The 20,110-nt window shown below is 73.3% G+C and carries 18 protein-coding genes; 9 read left to right on the top strand and 9 right to left on the bottom strand.

Annotated features, from left to right (window positions below; genetic code table 11):
* The first annotated feature begins 29 nt into the window (after positions 1 to 29).
* Positions 30 to 1,097 (top strand): FAS1-like dehydratase domain-containing protein, encoded by a 1,068-nt coding sequence (locus ABEA93_RS18325; RefSeq protein WP_345676662.1) that lies wholly within the window; start codon positions 30 to 32, stop codon positions 1,095 to 1,097.
* Here ABEA93_RS18325 and ABEA93_RS18320 read toward each other — a convergent pair.
* The 5 genes from ABEA93_RS18320 to ABEA93_RS18300 form a co-directional block, all read right to left on the bottom strand.
* Positions 1,078 to 2,373, bottom strand: coding sequence for an NAD(P)/FAD-dependent oxidoreductase (locus ABEA93_RS18320; protein WP_345676661.1), 1,296 nt, complete (start codon positions 2,371 to 2,373; stop codon positions 1,078 to 1,080). The two genes, ABEA93_RS18325 and ABEA93_RS18320, sit on opposite strands and share 20 nt — an antisense overlap.
* Positions 2,370 to 4,373: a LodA/GoxA family CTQ-dependent oxidase gene (locus tag ABEA93_RS18315; RefSeq protein ID WP_345676660.1), complete on the bottom strand. Its 2,004-nt coding sequence runs from the start codon at positions 4,371 to 4,373 to the stop codon at positions 2,370 to 2,372. Before ABEA93_RS18315 ends, ABEA93_RS18320 begins: the two co-directional genes overlap by 4 nt.
* A gap of 212 nt (positions 4,374 to 4,585) precedes the next feature.
* Positions 4,586 to 5,842, bottom strand: a complete 1,257-nt coding sequence (locus ABEA93_RS18310) for a vWA domain-containing protein (protein ID WP_345676659.1) — start codon at positions 5,840 to 5,842, stop codon at positions 4,586 to 4,588.
* On the bottom strand, positions 5,839 to 7,080 hold the full coding sequence (locus ABEA93_RS18305) for an AAA family ATPase (protein WP_345676658.1): 1,242 nt from the start codon (positions 7,078 to 7,080) through the stop codon (positions 5,839 to 5,841). The genes ABEA93_RS18310 and ABEA93_RS18305 overlap by 4 nt, the downstream gene beginning before the upstream one ends.
* A 114-nt stretch (positions 7,081 to 7,194) precedes the next feature.
* Complete coding sequence (locus tag ABEA93_RS18300; RefSeq protein ID WP_345676657.1) at positions 7,195 to 8,553, bottom strand: hypothetical protein; 1,359 nt, start codon at positions 8,551 to 8,553, stop codon at positions 7,195 to 7,197.
* Positions 8,554 to 8,786: 233 nt separating this feature from the next.
* Between ABEA93_RS18300 and ABEA93_RS18295 the strand changes: the two genes are divergently transcribed.
* The 3 genes from ABEA93_RS18295 (at position 8,787) to ABEA93_RS18285 (ending at position 11,338) form a co-directional block, all read left to right on the top strand.
* Positions 8,787 to 9,740 carry an SDR family NAD(P)-dependent oxidoreductase gene (locus ABEA93_RS18295; RefSeq protein WP_345676656.1) on the top strand — a complete coding sequence of 318 codons (954 nt, stop codon included), beginning with the start codon at positions 8,787 to 8,789 and terminating at the stop codon, positions 9,738 to 9,740.
* 115 nt (positions 9,741 to 9,855) lie between these two features.
* On the top strand, positions 9,856 to 10,320 hold the full coding sequence (locus ABEA93_RS18290) for a PPOX class F420-dependent oxidoreductase (protein ID WP_345676655.1): 465 nt from the start codon (positions 9,856 to 9,858) through the stop codon (positions 10,318 to 10,320).
* Positions 10,321 to 10,351: 31 nt separating this feature from the next.
* Positions 10,352 to 11,338, top strand: coding sequence for an LLM class flavin-dependent oxidoreductase (locus ABEA93_RS18285; protein ID WP_345676654.1), 987 nt, complete (start codon positions 10,352 to 10,354; stop codon positions 11,336 to 11,338).
* 72 nt (positions 11,339 to 11,410) lie between these two features.
* Here the strand turns inward: ABEA93_RS18285 and ABEA93_RS18280 are convergent, their stop codons facing one another.
* Positions 11,411 to 12,316, bottom strand: coding sequence for an NAD-dependent epimerase/dehydratase family protein (locus ABEA93_RS18280; RefSeq protein WP_345676653.1), 906 nt, complete (start codon positions 12,314 to 12,316; stop codon positions 11,411 to 11,413).
* A gap of 83 nt (positions 12,317 to 12,399) precedes the next feature.
* A complete protein-coding gene (locus tag ABEA93_RS18275) occupies positions 12,400 to 13,212 on the bottom strand; it encodes a TetR/AcrR family transcriptional regulator (RefSeq protein WP_345676652.1) in 813 nt (270 codons plus the stop codon).
* Between the two features lie 128 nt (positions 13,213 to 13,340).
* Between ABEA93_RS18275 and ABEA93_RS18270 the strand changes: the two genes are divergently transcribed.
* Positions 13,341 to 15,542: an ATP-binding SpoIIE family protein phosphatase gene (locus ABEA93_RS18270; protein WP_345676651.1), complete on the top strand. Its 2,202-nt coding sequence runs from the start codon at positions 13,341 to 13,343 to the stop codon at positions 15,540 to 15,542.
* Between the two features lie 50 nt (positions 15,543 to 15,592).
* Here ABEA93_RS18270 and ABEA93_RS18265 read toward each other — a convergent pair whose 3' ends face one another.
* Positions 15,593 to 16,501, bottom strand: coding sequence for a LysR family transcriptional regulator (locus ABEA93_RS18265; RefSeq protein WP_345676650.1), 909 nt, complete (start codon positions 16,499 to 16,501; stop codon positions 15,593 to 15,595).
* Positions 16,502 to 16,586: 85 nt separating this feature from the next.
* Here ABEA93_RS18265 and ABEA93_RS18260 point away from each other — a divergent pair, with 85 nt between their 5' ends.
* Both ABEA93_RS18260 and ABEA93_RS18255 read left to right on the top strand, forming a co-directional pair.
* Positions 16,587 to 17,519 (top strand): EamA family transporter, encoded by a 933-nt coding sequence (locus ABEA93_RS18260; RefSeq protein ID WP_345676649.1) that lies wholly within the window; start codon positions 16,587 to 16,589, stop codon positions 17,517 to 17,519.
* A gap of 48 nt (positions 17,520 to 17,567) precedes the next feature.
* The gene (locus tag ABEA93_RS18255; RefSeq protein WP_345676648.1) at positions 17,568 to 17,768 is read left to right on the top strand and encodes a hypothetical protein; all 201 of its coding nucleotides are present in this window, start codon (positions 17,568 to 17,570) and stop codon (positions 17,766 to 17,768) included.
* A 42-nt stretch (positions 17,769 to 17,810) separates the two neighbouring features.
* Here the strand turns inward: ABEA93_RS18255 and ABEA93_RS18250 are convergent, their stop codons facing one another.
* Entirely contained in the window at positions 17,811 to 18,734 is a 924-nt protein-coding gene (locus tag ABEA93_RS18250) for an RNA polymerase sigma-70 factor (protein ID WP_345676647.1), read from the bottom strand.
* A 190-nt stretch (positions 18,735 to 18,924) separates the two neighbouring features.
* Here ABEA93_RS18250 and ABEA93_RS18245 point away from each other — a divergent pair, with 190 nt between their 5' ends.
* Both ABEA93_RS18245 and ABEA93_RS18240 read left to right on the top strand, forming a co-directional pair.
* A complete protein-coding gene (locus ABEA93_RS18245) occupies positions 18,925 to 19,248 on the top strand; it encodes a cupin domain-containing protein (RefSeq protein ID WP_345676646.1) in 324 nt (107 codons plus the stop codon).
* Positions 19,249 to 19,376: 128 nt separating this feature from the next.
* A complete protein-coding gene (locus ABEA93_RS18240) occupies positions 19,377 to 20,093 on the top strand; it encodes a hypothetical protein (RefSeq protein ID WP_345676645.1) in 717 nt (238 codons plus the stop codon).
* Positions 20,094 to 20,110 lie beyond the last annotated feature (17 nt).

The raw sequence follows: 20,110 nt of genomic DNA, 5'->3' as shown, positions 1-20,110 counted from the left end.
ACGTTTCGGAAGCGTCGTGGGGGAGTGGCATGGACACCGCGGAACTCGATGCAGTGCTGGCGTCGTTCGTCGGCAAGCCGGTCGGCTCGGGCAGCCCGACGGTGGCACCCGATCCGGTGAACCAGCCGATGATCCGCCACTGGGCCGCCGCGTTCGGGGACGGGAACCCGGTCTACACCGACCCCGAGTACGCCGCGAAGTCCCGTTTCGGCACGATCGTCGCGCCCCCGCTGATGCTCCAGACCTGGACGTTCCCGACGCCGCAGCTCGTCGGCATCGCCGAACGCGGCGGCGCCCCCACCGAGTCCACCGGGGAATCGCCGCTCGCCGTCCTCGACCGCGCCGGGTTCGTCGGCACGCTGGCCTCCAATTCCGAGTACGAGATCCACCGCTACCTCGAACTCGGCGAAACGCTGTCCGTCACCACGGTCTTCGAGTCCATCTCGGCGGAGAAGACCACCCGGATGGGCGTCGGCCGCTTCATCACGTGGATCGCCACGTACGTCGACGACGCCGGTGAGGCGGTGGCCGTCCAGCGGTTCCGCATCTTCAAATTCCGTCCGTTGGCCGCCGCCCCGGCCGCGGCGAAGGCGGAAACCCGCGCGGACGCCAAAGCTGATGGCGCCACGGCGGATGCCCCGGAAACGGCGCGGGCGGAACCCGAGCCGACGACCGCGGCGCCCGCGCCCGACGGCAAGATCGCCGTCGGCGCCCCGCTCCCCGAACTCCGCGTCGACGTCACCGCCACCCTGGTCGCCGCCGGGGCCATCGCCACCCGCGACTTCATGCCGGTGCACCACGACCGCGACTACGCCCAAGCGCACGGTTCACCCGACATCTTCATGAACATCCTGTCGGACACCGCTTACTGCAGCCGCTACCTCACCGACTGGGCCGGCCCCGAGGCCGCGGTCAAGAGCCTCGCGATCCGGCTGGGCGTGCCGTCGTTCCCGGGATCGACGCTCGTGTTCACCGGATCGGTCACCGGCGTCGAGGAAGCCGGCGACGAGTACGTCGTCGCCGTCGAACTCCGCGCCGACAACAACCTCGGCCCGCACGTCACCGGCACCGCGACGCTCACGCTTCCGCGGACGTAACCGGACGGACGTCCGCCCCGGCATCGGCACCGAGGTCGGCGCCGGTGTGGGACCCGGCTTCGGACCCGGCCTCGGCACCGGCCCCAGAACCGGCCGCGGACCCGGCCGCGGAACCGGCTTCGGACGCGGCGTCGGACCCGGCCTCGGACCCGAGCCCCGGCCCCACATCCGCCCCGCCGCCCTGCCTCCGCTGCCAGAACGGCCGGTCCGCCCAGCGAGTTTCCGCCCGGTAGTACGCCAGGCGGTTGCGCAAGTACGCCATCGTCACCGTCCGCACGTCCTCCGCATACCGGTCGCCCGCCGCCGCGTCGCCCGACAGCGCCGCGTCGACCGCGCGGCCCGCGCGCAGGCCGGTGTACAGCGCGGTCAGGATCCCTTGCGACGACAGCGGGTCGTAGGCCGCGGCCGCGTCTCCCACCGCGACCCACCCCTCCCCGCACGGCCGGTCGAGGAACGCCGTGTGCGCCGGGGCGCGCCGCGGGCGCAGCTCGGGCGGGAACGGATGCTCGGCCACCCGCGCCGCCGTGTGCGGTGCCGAGGCGAGGCGGGCGCGGAACGCGTCGGGGGCGGCGAGTTCGCAGGCGGTGGCCAGGTCGGTGTCCGTGTAGCGGACCAGGAGACGCCGGCCGCGCGGCAGAAGCGCCGTGTACCACCACCCGTCCGGCGTCGCCTCGACCAGCGTCGACGCGTCCTCGGCCGCCGGATCGCCCGCGTCGAGGGTGAGATGGACGGCGATCAGCCGGTCGAAGCCGCGCCGCCGGGCGCCCGCCGCGACGGCGAACGCCGCCGGGCGGCCCGTCGCGTCGACGATCCACCGGCAGCGGACGTCCCGGCCGCCGTCCGTCCCGCACACCGGGACCGTCCAGCCGTCCTCGGTGCGGCGCGCCGCGGACGGCATCACGCGCCGCTGGACCACGTCGGTCCCGCGCTCCGCGGCAACCGTGCGCAGCGCGTGGTCGAACGCGGGGCGGTCGATGTGCCAGCCGTGCCCGTGCGGGTCGAAGATCGCGTCCGCCGACGCAAGCTCCGGAGAGCCCCACACCGACTGGTTCGCCTGGCACGGCACGTGTCCTTCGTCGCGGAGGACGCTCTCCGCGCCCAGGTCGCGCAGCAGCGGCCGGGCCGCCGCGGGCAGCGCCTCGCCCACGGCCGCCGGGCCGCCGCCGGAGTGCGCGAGCAGCACGCTGCGCCCGGCGGCGGCCAGGGCGAGGGCGGCGGCCGCTCCCGCCGGGCCGCCGCCCGCCACCACGACGTCGTATGCGTCGCGTTCCGTCACGAGGCCGACCCGCCGCCTCCCGCCCCCGCCGGGGGCTTGCCGTTGGCGCGTTCCTCGCCGAGCGGGTCGAGCTTGTCGATGTAGCCCACCGTGATCTCGTCGCCCTCGAACTCGGTGACGTCGGCCGCCGCGGACAGCACCGACTGCATCACTCCGGCGTCCGCGGCCGCGGACTGCGGCACGTGCAGGGTCAGCATGTTGCGGTGCGGCGACACCCCGGTCAGGTCGAAGCCCGGCGTCGATTCGACCTGGATGTGCTTCGGGAAGCGGCCGTCGCCGACGGTGTAGTCGTGGATCTCGACGATGCCGAACTTGTGCCACGACTTCACGGCCTGCGCGAGCTGTTCGGGGTACGTGCCGTGCAGGCCGCGCAGCCACGTCGCCCGCCGGGCGAACGCCGCCTCGCGCGAGTCCGGGACGGCGTCGGTCACCGGACCGCCCTTGTTGACGATCGCGAAGTCGTCGGCGGTCAGCACATGGTTGGGCACGCGCGCGGGCCAGAACGTCGGCATGTACGGGTCGTAGGGCGCGGCCAGCCCCGCCTGCGACTCGTACCCGGAGCGGCAGCTCGCGGTGTCCGTCTGCCACGGGATGGCCATCCACCGGGTCAGGTCACCGGGGCCCTGCGCATGCAGCGGCCCGTCGGCGGCCAGGACCTTCTCCGGGGTCAGCTCCTCGCCGTAGTCCGGCTCCGTCTGCCCTTCCGGGCGCGGCAGGATGCGGAACGGGGCGGCGTACATGGTCGCGTGCCGGATCGGCCAGGTCACCTCGCAGCCCGGGTGGAACGCGTCCGCGAGGCAGAAGTCGAGGGCCGCGCGGTCGAGCAGGCCGGGCTGGTCGGGCACCGGCGCGTCCTCCAGACGCCGCGGGAAGCCCGGCCACGGCGCGGTGTCGAAGTCGCCCTCGGCCCACTTGCGCAGCATGGCGATCTGCGTGTCGGACAGCGTCATGTACTGCAGAGGCGACTTGGGCTTGCTCGCCATGGCGTCGCCGTAGATCCACGGCCACGGCAGCGGGGACAGGCCGTCCCGGTCGTGGTTGCGCATCATCAGGTAGACCTGGCGGCGCAGTTCGAGGTACGTGACGGAGGTGCTGCCGAGCCGCCGCATCATCTCCGGTGCGGTGAACTCCTCCGGTCCGCCGAAGCCGAAGTGCGCCGCGAAGCCCGCGTTCACCCACTGGAGGTCGACGAAGCGCCGCAGGATCGGCTCGATGTCGCGGGCGAACGACACCTTCGGCGGGGCGGAGAGCTGCCCGGTGCCGAGGAAGACGTCGTACAGGAGGTCGTGCAGCGTGCGCACGGTCTTGATGTCCGGCGCGTAGTTCGGCGGTGCGACGACCACCCACGCGGGCTCGACGCGGACGGCTTTGCCGCCGATCGAGACGGCCGCGGTCACCGGGCCGTCCGACGTGTCGTCGTACCAGCCGTCGTTGTTGCCGTACGACGTCGGCGGCACACCCGAAGGCGACGCCGATGTGCCGTGCCCGCCGAGCACCACGAGCCGTCCCGCCTCGTCGGTGTGCATCGAACCGAGCGGCACCGAGACGCCCATGAAGCTGCCGCCGGAGAACTCGACGCTCGACCGCGACGCCGCGTCCAGGACCTTGCGGCCCGGGTCGATGGTCAGCTTGGCGCGGTCCACGCCCTTGTTGCGGCGTACCGAGGAGTGCCCGGCCATGTCGGGGATGTCGAACGCGAGGTTGAACTCGTACCAGGCCGCTTTGCGGTTGGCGACGTGCACACCCCACTCGATGCGCACCGAGGTGTCGGCGGTGGTGAGTTCGCGCACCACGGTGCCGTCGGCCCGGTAGCCGTACAGGCGGAAGCGGGCGGCCTGGCGTTTGACCGCCCCGGTCTTGTCCTTGTGCGAGCCGGGTTTCGTCGGCTCGGGGTCGGGTGTCTCGGGACCGTAGAACCAGCCGTCGGCCAGCGTGCTGTTGCCGACCCGGGCGATGCCGATGGCCGGGTGGATTCGCACGTAGGAGATCTCGTCGCTCAACGCAGGGCACCCCTTTCCGTGCGCCCGACGTGGGGGTATCGCGCGCACCGTCGTCTGCCGCGCGGCCGGGGTGCAGGCCGCGGAGCGGGGGTTCCCGGCCGCGCGCCCTCCACCCTGGCCAAGCACCGGGGCGCGCCACCAGACCGGTTGCCCCTTCCGGGGGACCGGCTTCACGCGTTCGGCGCAGGGAACGCGGCATATGCCGGTGCGGGTCAGCCGATTTCGACGACCCGGGCCCACTCCGGCGGTTTGTCCGGCACGTACTCGGCATCGTCCTCGTTCCACGACGGCGTGCGCGGCCGCCCGAACAAGCCGATCACCGTGCGGCACGCCGGTTTGGCGGAGGGCCACGGCGTCTGCCCGTCGGTCAGCACCACCACGACGTCGGGCTTCGGCCGGGACCGCAGCGCACGGGCGAAGCCGGCCCGCAAATCGGTGCCGCCGCCGCCGATCAGCGCTATCCCCTCGGAGCGGCAGATCGGTGTCACCCGGCTTGCGGCTCCGTCGCACGACAGCACGGACACCAAGTCCCGGCGGCCGCCGACCGCTTGGGCGATGGCCGCGACTTCGAGGAGCGCGCTGCCCAGTTCGAGGTCGGTGACGGAAGCCGACGTGTCCACGATCACGCACACGCGCGGCGGTTGGCGCCGCAGGCTCGGCAGCACCGCGCCGGGCACCGCAGCGGACCGCCGGGCCGGGCGCGCGAACGTGTAGTCCCCGCCGCCTCCGGCTCCCGCCGTCGCGGAACGCACCGCGGCGCCGAGCAGCCGCCGCCAGGGCTGCGGCGGATGGAACACGTCCTCGGCCCACCGCCGCCATTTCCCGGCCCTGCTGCCCGGGTGGCCCCGGATGGCCTCGGCGACCCGGAACCGCACCCCGTCGCGTTCCTGCGCGGTGAGCCCGTGTGCGCCGCCCGGGCCGAGGTCCCACTCCCGTTCGCACCCGTCGGAGCCGCTGCCGCAGTCGAGCCACACCATGCCTTCGGTCCCGCGCCCGAGGCGGAACTGCCGCAGGTAGTCCTCCATCAGCAGCCCGTCGTCCAGACCCAGCATGCTCGGCTGGACGGCGCCGTGCGGGGTGACCAGCCCGTCGCCGAACACGTCGTCGTTGATCTCGAAGTCCGCGGCGATGTTCATCCGGAGCCGCTCCCCGGCGCCGGTCAGGCCGCGCTCCCGCGCGACCCGGTCGCTCCGGGCGTGGTGGTCGCGCAGCAGATGGGACACCTCGTGCACCCAGATCGCGGCCAGGTCCTCGACCGGGGTCTGCGCGACGAACGCCGGCGAGGCGTAGCAGCGCCAGTGCGCGTCCACGGCCATGGTCGGCACCGTCCGCGACTCGACGACGTGCAGCGCGAACAGCGCGGTCGCCAGGTAGGGCCGGGCCCGGACGGCGTGCAGCCGCGCCGTGTACAGCTTGTCGGTGTCCAGCGCGCCGGGCGCGTACGCCGCGACGGCGGTGCGCTCGCTCATCGCGCACCTGCCGCGGTCCGGGCGGCGGCACGGTCGGCGCCGCGGGAGAGCGCGACGGCTCCGGCGAGCTTGTCGATCGTCACCGGGATCTCCCAGCCGTCGCGGCGCAGCGCGGCGAGGGTGGTCGCGGGCACGACCACCACATCCGGCGGCCCGGTTTCGACGGCATGGGCGAGCACGGCCCACGCGGCTTCCCATCGCGCCTTGTCGGGCTTGTTGCGGACGGCCTGCACGACCCCGTCCAGGCAGGCCTGGCGGCGGTCGCCGCGCTCCGGAAGCGGGATCGCGGTCGGGTCGGCGAGCAGCGCTTCGGGGTCGGGCAGGTCCATGCGGTCCATGCTCGCCAGCAGTTCGAGGCCCGGCCCGTCGCCGACGGTGCCGCGGACCAGCAGCGACAGCACGTCGCGTGAGGAGCCGGCGGCGGTCGCGAAGGCGATCAGGCGCAGCGTCATCTCCCAGGTGCGCGGCGACGGCCAGGCGCCGCCGCGGCGGACTTCGCCGCTGGGCAGCCGGTGGACGAGCGTCGGGCGTACTTCGAGCAGCCCGCAGACCGCCCGGCGGGCGAAGTCGACGGCGGACACCAGGCGTTCCGGGTCGAGTCGGGGCAGCGTGGCCCGCGGCCAGGTGCCGCCGAGGCCGCGGATGACGACATCGTGGTCGTGGACCCACGGGAGGTGCACGAACCGGTTCGCGAGCGGCGGGCTCAGCTCCCAGCCGTCGGCCGCCGACGACTGCGGGTTGGCGGCGGCGACGATCCGGACGCCGGGCGGGAGTTGCACGGACCCGACGCGGCGTTCGAGGACCAGCCGGAGCAGTGCCGCCTGCACGGCGGGCGGCGCGGTGGACAGTTCGTCGAGGAAGAGCAGGCCGTGGCCGGCCTCGACGAGGCGTACCGCCCAGTCCGGCGGCGCCATCGGCACGCCGTTCCGGGCGGGATCGTCGCCGACGATCGGCAGCCCGGAGAAGTCCGAAGGCTCGTGCACGCTCGCGATCACCGTGGTCAGCGGCAGGTCCAGGGTTTCGGCGAGCTGGGTGAGCGCCGCGGTCTTGCCGATGCCCGGTTCGCCCCACAGCAGCACCGGCAGGTCGGCGGCGACCGCGAGCATGAGGGCTTCGAGTTGCAGGTCGGGGCGGGGTTCGGTGTCCGTGGCGCGGAGGAGGGAGAGGAGGTCGCCGGCGGTGTCCAGCGGGGATGCGGCGGTGGTCGCGGGGTCGTGGAGCAGAGGGAATGCGGTCATGAGTCATCACCTTGGGAGGTCGCAGGAGCGGTGAGGGCGCGCCGGACGGGCCCGACGCTTCCGAGGCCGCCGGCCGTGGGCCGGATCGGCTCAGGTGCGGAACTGGGTGCGGAACTAGGTGCGGCGCAACAGCGTCCGGTTGCGGCGGATGCGCCGTGGGCCGCCGTGCCCCGCGACGTGGTGCGGGTTCCGTCGGCCGCGCGGCAGGAGCCCCGACCGGTACAGGCCGTAGGCGACCCGCCCGTCCACCGCCGCCTGCAGCGCGTCCCGCAACGGTCCGTCGCGCAGCACCGCTTCGGGCCCGAGCAGGGTTTCCACGACGACCAGAGCCCCGGCGACGTCGCCGTGGTCGAGCCGGGCGCGGACTTCGGCCAGCCGGTCCGGACGGCGGTGCGCCGTGTCGATCGCCCGCAGGCACGGGAGCGGCGGACCGCCGAGCGCGGCCAGGAGTTCCTCGCGGCGGATGGTGTCCGGGTCGTGGTCCAGTGCGGTCAGCACGCCGTCGACCAGCCCGATACGGTGCCGGGCGCCGTTGCAGTCGAGCACCACCGGGGCGCCGGGCTGCGGTACGGACGCGGTGCGGTCCGCGGGGGTGTGGTCGGGGACGAGCGCGGCGGCGACCAGCGGATGCAGGTCGTCGGCGTCGACGAGCCCGGCGCGCAGCAGTTCGACATCGGGCGGTACCCAAGTGGCGGCGTCCGGCAGCACCGGCAGGGCCAGGGCGGCGGCGTCGAGCGGGGCCGCGACGATCCGCGGCTCCGGAGTGCCGTCGCCCGTGGGGTGCACGATCATCCGGCAGCGGCTGCCGAGGCGCACCGCGACCGGACCGGGGGCCAGGCCGGCGGCGGCACGCAGGATGCGTGCTTCGTCCGGCCAGCGCCCGGCCGCATGGGCATCGGGCAACTCGCCCGGCGTTCCCGGGGGATCGTCCCCGAGCAGCGCGTCCGCCCCGGAGCGGAACCGGAGTTCTCCGGCCTGCCGGACATCCCACAGGTGCCGGTGCAGGTCGAGGCGGAAGCGCGGATGGGGATGCGGGTGCGGGTGCGGCGGCCCGGAGGGGGTTCCGTCCCACAGCGCCAGGCTGATGCGCTGTCCGGCGCCGGCCCAGGCCGGGGGAGTGCGGGCCACCAGGGACACCGGCCCGCCGTCGTCGGCGTACCGGGCCAGGACGATGGTCAGCCCGGGCCGGAGCAAGCCGTCGTCGGCGGTCCTCGGCATGTGCCAGCGGAGCAAGTCCGGTGCCATGTTCCGGAGATCGTCGCGCAGGCGGTCCTCGAACCCGCGCCCCCGGGAACGCCGCACGGCGGCGAGGCGGAAATCGACGTCGAATCCCGCGCCCGCGCAGGCCCCGGCCCAGTCGCCGGCCAGGCGTCGCACGGTGGCGGTTTCGATCATGGTGGGCGGCACGGCGAAAGCGCGCACTTGCCGCCAGCGGTCAAGTCGGGGGTTCCCGATCGCGGTCCGGGTGAGCATCAGCACTCACTTCGCGCGGTCGAGACCTCCGATCCGGTGTAGTCGAAAGTCGTCATCGCGGATGACCATAGCGGGCCACGGGGTCTGCTGCCAGGACCTATTCGCCGACCGACGGGAATCGGCGGTCAATGCCGGAGCGGTCGTGAGGCGTCGGCGGGTGTGCGCGGGGTGCTGGCAGTCTCGCCTGCCGACCGCTATATATTTGATTGAGTCTATTAATTGTGAGGTGTCGCGTGGACGCATTGCGCTTTGACGGCCGGGTCGCCGTCGTCACCGGAGCCGGACGCAATCTCGGGCGTGCCTACGCCCTCGCGCTCGCCGCCGCCGGAGCGAAGATCGTGGTCAACGACCTCGGCGTGCCGATCAGCGACACCGACGGCTCCGGCGAGCGGCCCGCGGAGAACCCCGCGTTGGAGGTCGTCCGGGAGATCGAGGCGCTCGGCGGCGAAGCGGTCGCCAACACCGACAGCATCGCCACCGCCGAGGGCGGCGCCGCGATCGTCGAGACCGCCGTCAAGGCGTTCGGCCGCGTCGACATCGTCGTCAACAACGCCGGCGTGGTGCGCAGCGCCCCGTTCGCCGACCTCACCCCGGACCTGGTCCGGCCGGTGCTCGACACCCAGCTGGCGAGCATCTTCCACGTCACCGGCCCGGCCTGGCGGCTCATGGCCGAGCAGGGCTACGGCCGGGTCGTCAACATCAGCTCCGGCTCGGCGTGGTCCGGAGTCCCGGAGTTCGCGGCGTACGGCGGCGCCAAGGCCGGCGTCATCGGCATGACCCGCCAGATGGCCACCGAAGGCGCCCCGCTCGGCATCAAGGTCAACGTGGTCGCGCCGTACGCCAAGACCCGCCCGGGCAGCGGCTTCGGCCCGATCCCGCCCTCCGACGAGCTGAACGCGTGGATGCGGCCCGAGTTCCTCACCCCGCTCATCGGCCTGCTCGCGCACGAGGACTGCCCGGTCACCGGCGAGTGCTTCGCCGCGGGCGCCGGCTACGTCAGCCGGGTCGTCATGACCACCACCCAAGGCCTGTTCGACCGCGGCATGACCCCCGCCACGCTGCTGCGCGACTGGAACCAGGTCATGGAGACCGACGCGATGGCGGTCGTCGGCCACGACGGCGGCGGCACGCTCCACAAGATGATCACGCCGTTCGTCGAGCAGCAGCAAGCCGGCAACGGCGGCTGACGGCCGCGACCGGCCGCGCCGCGCGGCCGGGTCCCGGCGCCCGACTTAGGGTGCCGGAGAAGAGCCGCACGCTCCCGCGCTGCGGCAGATCCGGAACGGAAGGCCGATACCGAGCATGAGCCGCCCCATCGCCACCAACACCACCGTCGACCTGGCCGGGCTCCTGGACTTCGTCCGGCCCCGGCACCGGGCCCTGCTGCTCACCCGGCGCGCCGACGGCACGCCGCAGGCGTCGCCGCTCACGTGCGGGGTGGACGACGCCGGGCGGCTCGTCATGTCCACCTATCCGGAACGCGCCAAGACCCGCAACGCGCGCCGGGATTCCGCGGTGAGCGTGGTCGTGCTGTCCGACGAATGGAACGGCCCGTGGGTGCAGATCGACGGAGACGCGGAAGTCCTCGACGTGCCCGAATCGGTGGAACCGCTCGTCGAGTACTTCCGCAACATTTCCGGCGAACACCCGGACTGGGACGAGTACCGCGCCGCGATGGCGACGCAAGGCAAGTCCCTCATCCGGGTGACGCCGCGCCGCTGGGGTCCGGTGGCGACCGGCGGATTCCCGGCCCGACTCGTCGACTGATATCCAGCCGCGTCTCCCCCGAGGTGAACCCGTGCCCGTCAAGTGCATCAACTTCGAACTGCGGCACCCCGCGGCCTTCGGACGTACCGGCCAAGAGGTGTACGCCGCCGCGCTCGACATGATCGCCTGGGCCGACGAACACGGCTTCGCCCGCGTCACCTTCGGCGAGCACCACCAGTCGCCCGACGGCTACATCTCCAACCCGCTGCTCGTCGCCGCCGCGGTCGGCGGACGCACCCGCACCATCCGGGTACGGATCTCCGCCCTGCTCGCACCCCTGTACCACCCGCTGCGCCTCGCCGAGGAAGCCGCCGTCGCCGACCTGTGCCTCGGCGGCCGCCTCGACCTCGGCATGGCCGTCGGCTACGTCGAAGACGACTTCGACGCCTTCGGCGCCGACTACCGCAGCCGCGGCCGGTTCCTGGAGGAACTCGTCCCGTTCCTCCGGCAGGCCTGGACCGGCGAACCGGTCGAGTGGCAGGGCAAGACCGTGCGGGTGACGCCGCGCCCGGCCCAGGACCCGATGCCGATCTACCTCGGCGGCTCGGTCCGCGCGAGCATCGACCGCGCGGCACGCCTCGCCGACGGCTACTTCCCGCCGATGCCGCAGTTCTGGAAGTACTACCGCCGCGCATGCGCCCGGCACGGCAGGCCCGACCCCGGCGAACTCGCCCCGCGCGGACCGATCTTCCTGTGGGTGACCACGGAGAAGAAGGAAGCGGTGTGGGAACGCCTGGCGCCGCACATCCGGCACCAGATCAACTCCTACGGGGAATGGACCGCATCGGCCTACACCGACCCCTTCGGACCGTTCGTCCCCACCCGCGACATCGCCCAACTGAGCCAAGGCGGCGCTTACGCCGTCGTCGACCCCGACGAAGCGATCGTCCTCGCGACCGGACTCGGGGCCGGCGGCGAACTGCACCTCAACCCGATGCTCTCCGGCATCGCCCCCGACGAAGCCTGGCGCATGCTGCGCATCGTCGAGGAACGAGTGCTCCCGCACCTGCCGCACTGAACCCGCACGTGACCTGTACCGAATCTGCAAGACCCGCACGGACCGGCACGGCATCCGCCGCGGCGGCTACGGTCAGGCGGTCTCCTCCACCACGCGCCGGATCCCGGTGCGCCAGTCCACGGCGCACGGCCCGGTGAACGAGCGGCGGCGCGTGGTGTCCAGCACCTGGCCGCGCAGCGTGCCCGGCTGCGGCTTGACGTCGACCACGGCGTCGAGACCGGTCAGTTCGCCCATGTAGGCCGCCCACTCCTGCACGCTGACCGGCTCGTCGCCGCCCCAGTTGACGATCGTGGCCGGTGTGGACGCGGCGGCGAGCAGCGCTTCGGTCTGCGTGTTGATGTCGTCCTGGTGGATCGGGCTGTACATGCACGGGTCCCAGCGGGTCACGACCGGGCCGCCCGCACGCAGCGCCGCGAGGTGCAGGCCGGGCAGGCCGCCGTTGCCGTAGCTGCCGTACGAGGCGTTCATCCGCGCGATCGTCACCGGCAGGTCGAACGCCCGCGCGCAGTACCGGGCGACGGCCTCCCCGGCGATCTTCGAGAACGAGTAGGTGGCGGCGAAGTTGTGGGCGTCGCCGAGCGCGGCGTCCTCCCCGTACACGTGGTGCGGGTCCTCGTGCGGCTTGAGCACCGACGCGGTCGACATGACCAGCGCCGCCTTCGCCTTGCGGCAGTGCTGCAACAGCAGGCCGGTGCCTTCGGCGTTGACGCGCAGCGCCTCGTCGTAGTCGTCGCCGACGGCGATGTACGCGGCCAAGTGGAGCACGTACGTGAAATCGTCCGGCAGGTCGCCGAACTCGCCGGCCGCAAGATCCACCTGCCGTGTCGTGACCCCGAGCGCGTCCACCCGCTTCCGTTCCCCGGGATTGCCGAAGCGGGCTATGCCCCACACCTCGTTGTCGCGCGCGAGGTACTCGGTGAGCGGGAACGCGATCTGTCCGGCCGGGCCGGTGACCAGGATCTTCTCGCCGGAGAGCATCGGGGGCCTCCCAGGGGATACGGGGCTGTCTGCCGCAGCTATCCGTATCCGGACCGGGTCGACGATTCAAGCCTCGGACGCCGTCAGTCCCCGGCCGGCCCCGGCCCGGGCCGCGCTGCCAGGCTCTCCGGGACGATGAAATCGCGCACCAGTTTCTCGGCGTCCCGCACCAGCGGCCGGATGAGCTTGTAGCGGGACAGCGCCATCGTCCGTGCCACCAGCGGCGTCGTCCGCCGCACCAGCTCCCGGGTCTTGGCGCTGCCCGGAGAGCGGTCGTACACCCAGAACAGCACGATCCCCATCTGGTGCAGCCACAGCAATTCCGGCAGCAGCTCCGTCATCTCCGCGTCGAACTTCATCGACGACCCGGTCACCACCTCCCGGTACAGCGCCACCACCTGCTGCCGCGCCGGATACGACTCGGCGGAGAACGGCGACAGCGGACTGTCCGGATCGGCGGCATTGCGGAAGAACTGCACCGCGAAGCCGTGGTACGGCTCCGCCGCGTCCAGCCACGCGTCCCACGCCACCCGCAGCCGCCCCGCGAACTCGCGGTGCCGCGGCAGCGCCGCGCGGGCCCGCCGCAAGTGGTCGTTCGTGACCTGGTCGTACAGGCCCTGGATCAGGTGTTCCTTGCCCGCGAAGTAGTAGTAGGCGTTGCCGACCGAGATCCCGGCCTCGGCGGCGATCGCGCGCATCGTGGTCTTGTCGTAGCCGCGCTCCCGGAACAGCCGCATCGCCGTCTCCAGGATCAGCGCCCGCGTCTGCTCGCCCTTGGTCGGCGGCGCCCCCGCCCCCGTGCCCTCGCCCGCCCCGGCGAAGGCGCCGCCGTCGGGGGCCGCGTCCGCACCGGGCCGGGCGGAGTCGGGCTCGCGAGGGTCTCGTACGTTGTCCACGCGACGACCCTAGCCGGGTCCGGGACCCGGCCCGCCCGCCGCCGACGGCCTCCCCGATCGGCCCCCTTCGCAGGCTTCACGTGCGGCAACGCGGAATAATTGCCAGCAATCGTCACCATCTCGGGGAGATGGCAGGTCGTGGAATGGGCCCCACTGCCGGATCGGCCGCGTCCGAGGACGGCGCGGCGGCGCACGGCGCGCCCGACGGCGCCGCGGAACCCTTCCGGGCCCGCGACGGGTCCCTCGGTCTGCGCGCCGGTACGGCGGTCGTGCTCGACCAGCACGGCACCGTGCTGTGCGCCACCCACGACGCCGCGTGGCTGCTCGGGCGAAGCCTCGGCATCGCGGAGTTCGCCCGGTACTCCGCGATGCCGACGGAGCCCCGCTCCGGGACCGCGGTGTTCTCGCTCGCGTCCGGGGAATCCGGGAGTTTCCGGTACCACGCCCGTCCGCTCGACCACGAAGGCGGCGGCACGTTCTGGCTCGTGCAGCTCGCCGGGTCCGACGGCCCCGTCGCCGACGAGATGCCCGTCGCGCGGGCCCGCCCGGAGGACGTGGAAGCCCGCAGCGAGCGCCGCGCCCGGCTCGCCCGCGCCGCCGCCCTGAGCATCGGCGCCTCCCTCGACCTCGGGGAAATCGCCGAACGCCTGGCCGACAGCCTGGTGCCCGCGTTCGCCGACCTGATCACCGTCGACGTCCCCGAAGTCGTCCTCAACGCCGACGAACCGCCGCCGCAAGAACAGGCCGCACGCCACCTCCGCCGTATCGCCATCGCGACCCGCGACGGGCGCATCCCGCCCGGATTCACCCGCCCGGGCGAACCGCTCCCCGACATGTCGGGACCCCAGCGGCTCACCCCGATGGCGAGCCGCCCCGTCGTCGCGATGTCCGACATGGCGGAACTCCGCGGGGCACTGCGGATGGCCCTGAGCACCGACGCCCCCGACGACGCCATCGCCCGCCTGGTACCCGCGGGCGCCCACGCGCTCCTGTCCGCGCCGATGCTCGGCCGCGGCCGCTCCCTCGGCATCCTCGCCGCGTGGCGCCTCACCACGCCCGGCGGATTCGACGACGACGACGCCGAACTGTTCGCCCAGATCGCCTCGCGCGGCGCCCTCGCCCTCGACAACGCCCGCCGCTTCGCCCGCGAACACCGCACCGCCGTCGCCCTGCAACGCAGCCTGCTGCCGTCCGGCGCCACCCACACGTCGGTCCTGGAAACCGCGGGCACCTACGTCCCCGCGGAAGGCGAAGCGGGCGTCGGCGGCGACTGGTACGACGTCCTCCCGCTGTCCTCGCTCCGCACCGCCTTCGCCGTCGGCGACGTCGTCGGCCACGGCCTCGGCGCCACCGTCGCCATGGGACGCCTGCGCACCGCCGTCCAGACCATGGCCGACCTCGACCCCGAACCCGGCGAACTCCTCGCCCACCTCAACGACTTGATGCAGGCCCGGTGGACCGCGGGCGAACCGGCCGACCCGGACATCGACGTCGACGCCTACGGCACCACCGTGCTGTACGCCGTCCACGACCCCATCCGGCACACCTGTGTCATGGCCAGTGCCGGACACCCCCCGCCGGTCGTCCTGCGGCCCGGACGCCCGCCCGAGTTCGCCGTGCTCGCGCCCAGTCCGCCGCTCGGCGTCGGCGCACTGCCCTTCGAGGAAGCCGAAATCGACGTGCCGCCCGGCACGTTGCTCGCGTTCTACACCGACGGCGTGGTCGCCCGGCACGGCGCGGATGTGAACGACGGCATGGAAGCGCTCGCCGCCGTGCTCGACGAGTACCGCGAGGCCCCGCTCGACGCCATCGGCCCCGCGGTCCTCGCCCGCCTCGAACCGCCGCGCGGCGACGACGTCGCGCTGCTCCTCGTCCGGACGCACCCGGTGCCGCGGTCGGCGGTCGCCGAATGGGACCTGCCCGCCGACCCGTCCGTCGTCGCCCGCGCCCGCGAACTCACCCTGCACCAACTCGACGCGTGGGGCCTGGACGACCTCGCCTTCACCACCGAACTCGTGGTCAGCGAACTCGTCACCAACGCCATCCGCTACGGCGGCGCCCCCATCGGCCTCCGCCTCATCCGCGACGAAGTCCTCATCTGCGAGGTCTCCGACCCCAGCAACAGCCAGCCCCGCCAACGCCGCGCCCAGGCGACCGACGAAGGCGGCCGCGGGCTCTTCCTGGTGGCGCAGCTGACGTCGCGGTGGGGGAGCCGGTACCGGCGGACGGGGAAGACGATCTGGACGGAGCAGCGGTTGGACGGAGAGCCGGTCGAGTTCCCGTTGGGGGCGGTGGATCTGGTGGGGGAGATCCCGGAGGGGGCGCTGTAGGGACACGCGGCAGCGGCGAGGGCGGCCGCGTGTCCGTGGGCGTCCTCGACTCAGCCGAACCTGGCGATCGCGTCGGTGAGCCGGCTGATGACCAGCGCCAGCGGCGGCCAGTCGCGCCGGCCGAGGAGGGTGGTCGCGTAGGCGCGCATCGTGACGCGCGGCGCGGTCAGGGGGAGGAGGCGGACGCCGGGGCCGGTCGGGCGGCGGGTGCGGAGCAAGCCCACGCCGAGACCCGCGGTGATCATCTCCTCGACCAGGTCGAGGCTGTCCGCGCGGTGCGTGATGCGCGGGGTGAAGTCGGCCAACGCGGCGATGGTGCCGAGGACTTCCTCGTCCGCGGTGTTGCGGGAGTTGACGATCCAGTCCGCGCCGGCGAAGCGGGCGAAGACCTCGGGGCTCGCGGCCGGCGGCGCCGCGGGTCCCGGGTCCGCGGACGCCGGAACGCCCAGGCTCCATTCGGCCTCCCACAGGCGGGTGGTGGCGACTGCGGGGTCGGGGGCGGCGGGGGCGAGGTTGTAGTCGTACGTCAACGCCAGGTCCACGGCGTCGGTGGCCAGCAGATCGAGCGCCTCCACCGGCTCGTGCTCGCGGATCAGGACGTGTACACGCGGATGCTCGACGGCCAGTTCGCGGACCACCGGGAGCAGGTACGTGCTGATCGCGGACTGGAACCCCGCCACCCGCACGGTCCCGTTCGGCTCGGCCCCCGGGCCCAGGTCGCGGCGGGCGGCCTCCACCGCGGCGAGGATGACGACCGCGTGCTCCGCGAGCCGGCGGCCGTACGGCGTCAGCCGGACCCGGCGCCCGTCCGGCTCGAACAGCGTCGCGCCCATCTCCCGCGACAGCACCGCGAGCTGCTGGGACACCGTCGACGTCGTCGTGTGAAGGACGTCCGCCACCGCCCGCATCGACCCCAGCCGGGCCAGCTCCGACAGCATCTCCAGGCGCCGTGTCTCCATGGCGTCAATTGTTCACGATCATCGAACGGATCATCAACAAATGGCACGTGGACGCGAACGGTGGACCGGCGTTCTACTGGCGGGCATGACCTCGAACGATCACGTGGCGCCCACCCGCCATCTCCCGTGGGGACCCGCGGAGAGCGGCGCGATGATGGCGGTTGTGGCGATGCTCGGCGTCCAGCTGGGACTGGCGATCGCCGTACGGATGTTCGACCAGATCGGGCCGCTCGGGATGGCGTGGCTGCGCCTCGTCTGCGCCGGCGCGATCCTGCTCGTCGTGGTCCGGCCGCGGCCGTCCGACTTCACACGCCGCGACCTGCTGGCGTGCGCGCTGCTCGGCGTGGTCACCGCCGCGATGATGATGTTCTTCCTCAGCTCCGCCGCCCGGCTGCCCATCGGCACCGCGAGCGCCCTGGAGTTCCTCGGCCCGCTCGGCATCGCGCTGGTGGCGGCGCGCGGGCGGGCACGCCTGTGGGCGCTGCCCGCGGCGATCGGCGTGCTGCTGCTCACCGAGCCGTGGCACGGAGGCGTCGACCTGGTCGGTGTCGCCTACGCCCTCGGCGCGGCGCTCGGCTGGGCCGGCTACATCCTGCTGACCCAGCACGTCGGGGACAAGGTGACCGGGCTCAAGGGCCTCGCCATCTCGCTGCCGGTCGCCGCGCTCGCGACCACCCCCATTGCGCTGCCGGCCGAGGGCGGCAACCTGACGTGGCAGCTGCTGGGCATCGGCCTGGCCTTGGCCGTGCTGCACCCGGTGCTGCCGTTCAGCCTGGAGCTCCAGGCGCTGCGCCGGCTGACCGCGACGTCCTTCGGCGTGCTGATGAGCCTGGAACCCGCGATGTCCGTCGTCATCGGGTTCCTGGTGCTGCACCAGGTGCCGGGACCGGCGGCGGTGTTCGGGGTGCTGTGCGTGGTGTTCGCGGGTGTGGGGGCGACGCGGGCGGGGGCGCGGACCGCGGAGCCGATCGCGATTCCGGGGCCGCGGGCCGCCGAGCCGGAGCGGGTCGCCGTCTAGGCCGTCCCGCGCGCCGGCTTCCGCGGTCGGCTGCGGGACAATCGGGGGATGCGCGACGTCGAGGACATGGGCGGGGACCCGGTCTGCTGGCTGTCCCTGGTGTGCCCGGAGTGCGGCAAGATCCGCGAGGGTGCCCAGGGGGAGGGGCCGTGCCCGTACTGCGGGGCGGACGAGAACGCGGACGCGGACAAGGGCGCCGACCCGGACGGGGCCCGGGAGAGCGCGGGCGAGCCGGCCCGCGACGAGTGACCTGCGGGGGATCGCAGCTCCCCCGCAGGTCTCCCTTCGGCGTCACTCGGCCCGGCGGCGCGCCTCGTTCGCCTCGCGCACCAGGGCCCACGTGTCCGCGACCGGGCCGACGTGGCGGAGCTTGTCGGGGTTGAGCACGGCGCGGATGCCCTGGACCCGGCCGTCCGCGATGTCCAGCGTCCAGGTGGTGACCACCTTGCCGTCGCGGTCGCGGAAGATCGCGCCGGAGCCGCCGTTGACCGCATGCGGCTCCAGGATCCCGCCGATCCGGCGCAGCGCGTCGCCGAGCGCGACCAGCGTCCGGCTGACGTTGGCTTGGCCGTGGATGCCCCCGCCCCACTGCGGTGCCTTGCCGCCGCTGTCGCCGAGGATCATGACGTCGCCGGCCAGCAGCTCGCGCAGCGCGTCGACGTCGCCCTCGCGGAACGCGTCGAAGAACCGCTCGGCCAGCTCGTCGCGCTCCTTCCGGTCGGCCTCGAAGCGGGGCCGGCCGTCGTCCATGTGCCGGCGGGCGCGGACCGCGAGCTGACGGCACGCGGCCTCCGAACGTCCGACGGCATTGGCGATGTCCGGGAAGCCGAAGGCGAACACCTCGCGCAGCACGAAGACGGCGCGTTCCAACGGCGACAGGCGTTCCAGGAGCAGCAGGGCGGCGGTGGAGAGCGAGTCGGCGAGTTCGGCGGCGCGCTCCGGGTTCTCGTACGGGTCGTCCAGCAGCGGCTCGGGGAACCAGGGTCCGACGTAGGCCTCCCGCCGCACGCGCGCGGACCGCAGCACGTCGATCGAGATCCGGGTGACCACCGCGGACAGGAACGCCTTCGTCGACGTGGGCACCGTCTCCGAGGTCGCGTACCGCAGCCACGTCTCCTGCACCGCGTCCTCGGCCTCCGTCACGCTCCCGAGAATCCGGTACGCGATCGAGAACAGCAGCGGCCGCAGGTCCTCGAATTCCTCGGTCCGATCCACACCCGCTCCTCTCGCCCGCCCGGCCGGCACACGATAGGCCACGGCCGGGAATCCGCGGCGGAGCGCCGCGTCGTGGAAACGGGACGAGGCGGCGCCGGGATCTGTGACATCGGGATTGCCCGGCATGACGCCCGGCATGCCGGGGTACCCGGGCAGGTCAGTTGAAGGCTGTCGGGTTCGGGAGGTCGGGATGGTCGGGCTTGGCGCGTTGGTGCAGGAGCACTTGGACAAGGCCGCGGCGTCGGAGCACGGGCGCAGCGCGCATCTGCTGGTGCACGAAGGTCCGCTGCGGCAGACCCTGATCGCGTTGACCGCGGGGCAAGAGCTGGACGAGCACAATCCGCCCGCGGCGGCGACGCTGCAGGTGCTGTCCGGGCGCGTGCGGCTGGTCGCCACGGACGGCGGCTACGAGCTGTCCGCCGGGGAACTGCGCGCGATTCCGCAGGAGCGGCACGGGCTGGCGGCGCTCGAGGACGCGGCGGTGCTGCTGACCACGGTGACCGGTGTCGACTGAGGTTCTCGGGCGGGCGTGACCCACCCCACAAAAGCAGCATTCTGGAGTAAAGGCCGCAAGTCCGGTGGTTGTGCAAGTTTGAACTTCTCGTTCAGCGTATCCACCGGACTCTCCAGAAGGGCGGCGTCGTGGCCGAGCACGACCACAAGGCCGAACGCAGGCGGGCGAAGAGCGCCGCCGCGCGGAAGCAGGCCAAGCGTGCGGACCGGCGCCGCCGGACGATCCGCATCGGCGCGATCGTGCTGGGCCTAGCCGCGCTCATCGTCGGGTTGACGGTCGCTGTGGTGACCGCGGACTACGGGCAGGCCGAGAACACGGGGGCCAAGCAGATACCGAGCCAGCCCGCGCGCACCGCCGTCGGCCGCGAGACCGCGCCGCCGTGGGACGCGCCCGACCACCCCGTCGCGCACGCCGCGGCCGCCGATCTGCCGATGCTCGGCGCGGAGGGCACCGTCGAGCACATCCACGCCAAGCTCAACGTGATCGTGAACGGCAACCCCGTCGCGGTCCCCGCGGAGATCGGCATCGACCAGGCCTCGCAGCGCCTGAGCCCGCTGCACACGCACGACACCAGCGGCGTCATCCACGTCGAATCGCCGGTCCCGGCCACCTTCACCCTCGGCCAGTTCATGACCGAGTGGGACGTGTCGCTCGACGCCCAGCACATCGGCAGCCTCACCGCGACCAACGGCAACGCCCTGCACTGGTACGTCAACGGCCAGGAGCAGACCGGCAACCCCGCCGCATACGAGCTGAAGGCACACGACGTCATCACCATCGTGTACGGCCCCGCCGACCAGCACGTCGACGTGCCGAGCACGTACGAGTGGCCCGCGGATCTGTAACCCCACGCTCGCGCGGC

It is taken from the genome of Yinghuangia aomiensis (assembly GCF_039542225.1).
In the GTDB taxonomy this organism is placed as follows: domain Bacteria; phylum Actinomycetota; class Actinomycetes; order Streptomycetales; family Streptomycetaceae; genus Yinghuangia; species Yinghuangia aomiensis.
The sequence above is the reverse complement of the archived record's forward strand: the minus strand, read 5'-3'. Positions and strand labels throughout refer to the sequence as shown.

Bases quoted from the DNA above. Each gene is read 5' to 3' on its own strand.
- ABEA93_RS18310 (WP_345676659.1), bottom strand. From the start codon at position 5,842: ATGAGCGAGCGCACCGCCGTCGCGGCGTACGCGCCCGGCGCGCTGGAC.
- ABEA93_RS18255 (WP_345676648.1), top strand. From the start codon at position 17,568: ATGCGCGACGTCGAGGACATGGGCGGGGACCCGGTCTGCTGGCTGTCC.
- ABEA93_RS18300 (WP_345676657.1), bottom strand. From the start codon at position 8,553: ATGCTCACCCGGACCGCGATCGGGAACCCCCGACTTGACCGCTGGCGG.
- ABEA93_RS18325 (WP_345676662.1), top strand. From the start codon at position 30: ATGGACACCGCGGAACTCGATGCAGTGCTGGCGTCGTTCGTCGGCAAG.
- ABEA93_RS18245 (WP_345676646.1), top strand. From the start codon at position 18,925: ATGGTCGGGCTTGGCGCGTTGGTGCAGGAGCACTTGGACAAGGCCGCG.
- ABEA93_RS18260 (WP_345676649.1), top strand. From the start codon at position 16,587: ATGACCTCGAACGATCACGTGGCGCCCACCCGCCATCTCCCGTGGGGA.
- ABEA93_RS18265 (WP_345676650.1), bottom strand. From the start codon at position 16,501: ATGGAGACACGGCGCCTGGAGATGCTGTCGGAGCTGGCCCGGCTGGGG.
- ABEA93_RS18290 (WP_345676655.1), top strand. From the start codon at position 9,856: ATGAGCCGCCCCATCGCCACCAACACCACCGTCGACCTGGCCGGGCTC.
- ABEA93_RS18305 (WP_345676658.1), bottom strand. From the start codon at position 7,080: ATGACCGCATTCCCTCTGCTCCACGACCCCGCGACCACCGCCGCATCC.
- ABEA93_RS18280 (WP_345676653.1), bottom strand. From the start codon at position 12,316: ATGCTCTCCGGCGAGAAGATCCTGGTCACCGGCCCGGCCGGACAGATC.
- ABEA93_RS18270 (WP_345676651.1), top strand. From the start codon at position 13,341: ATGGCAGGTCGTGGAATGGGCCCCACTGCCGGATCGGCCGCGTCCGAG.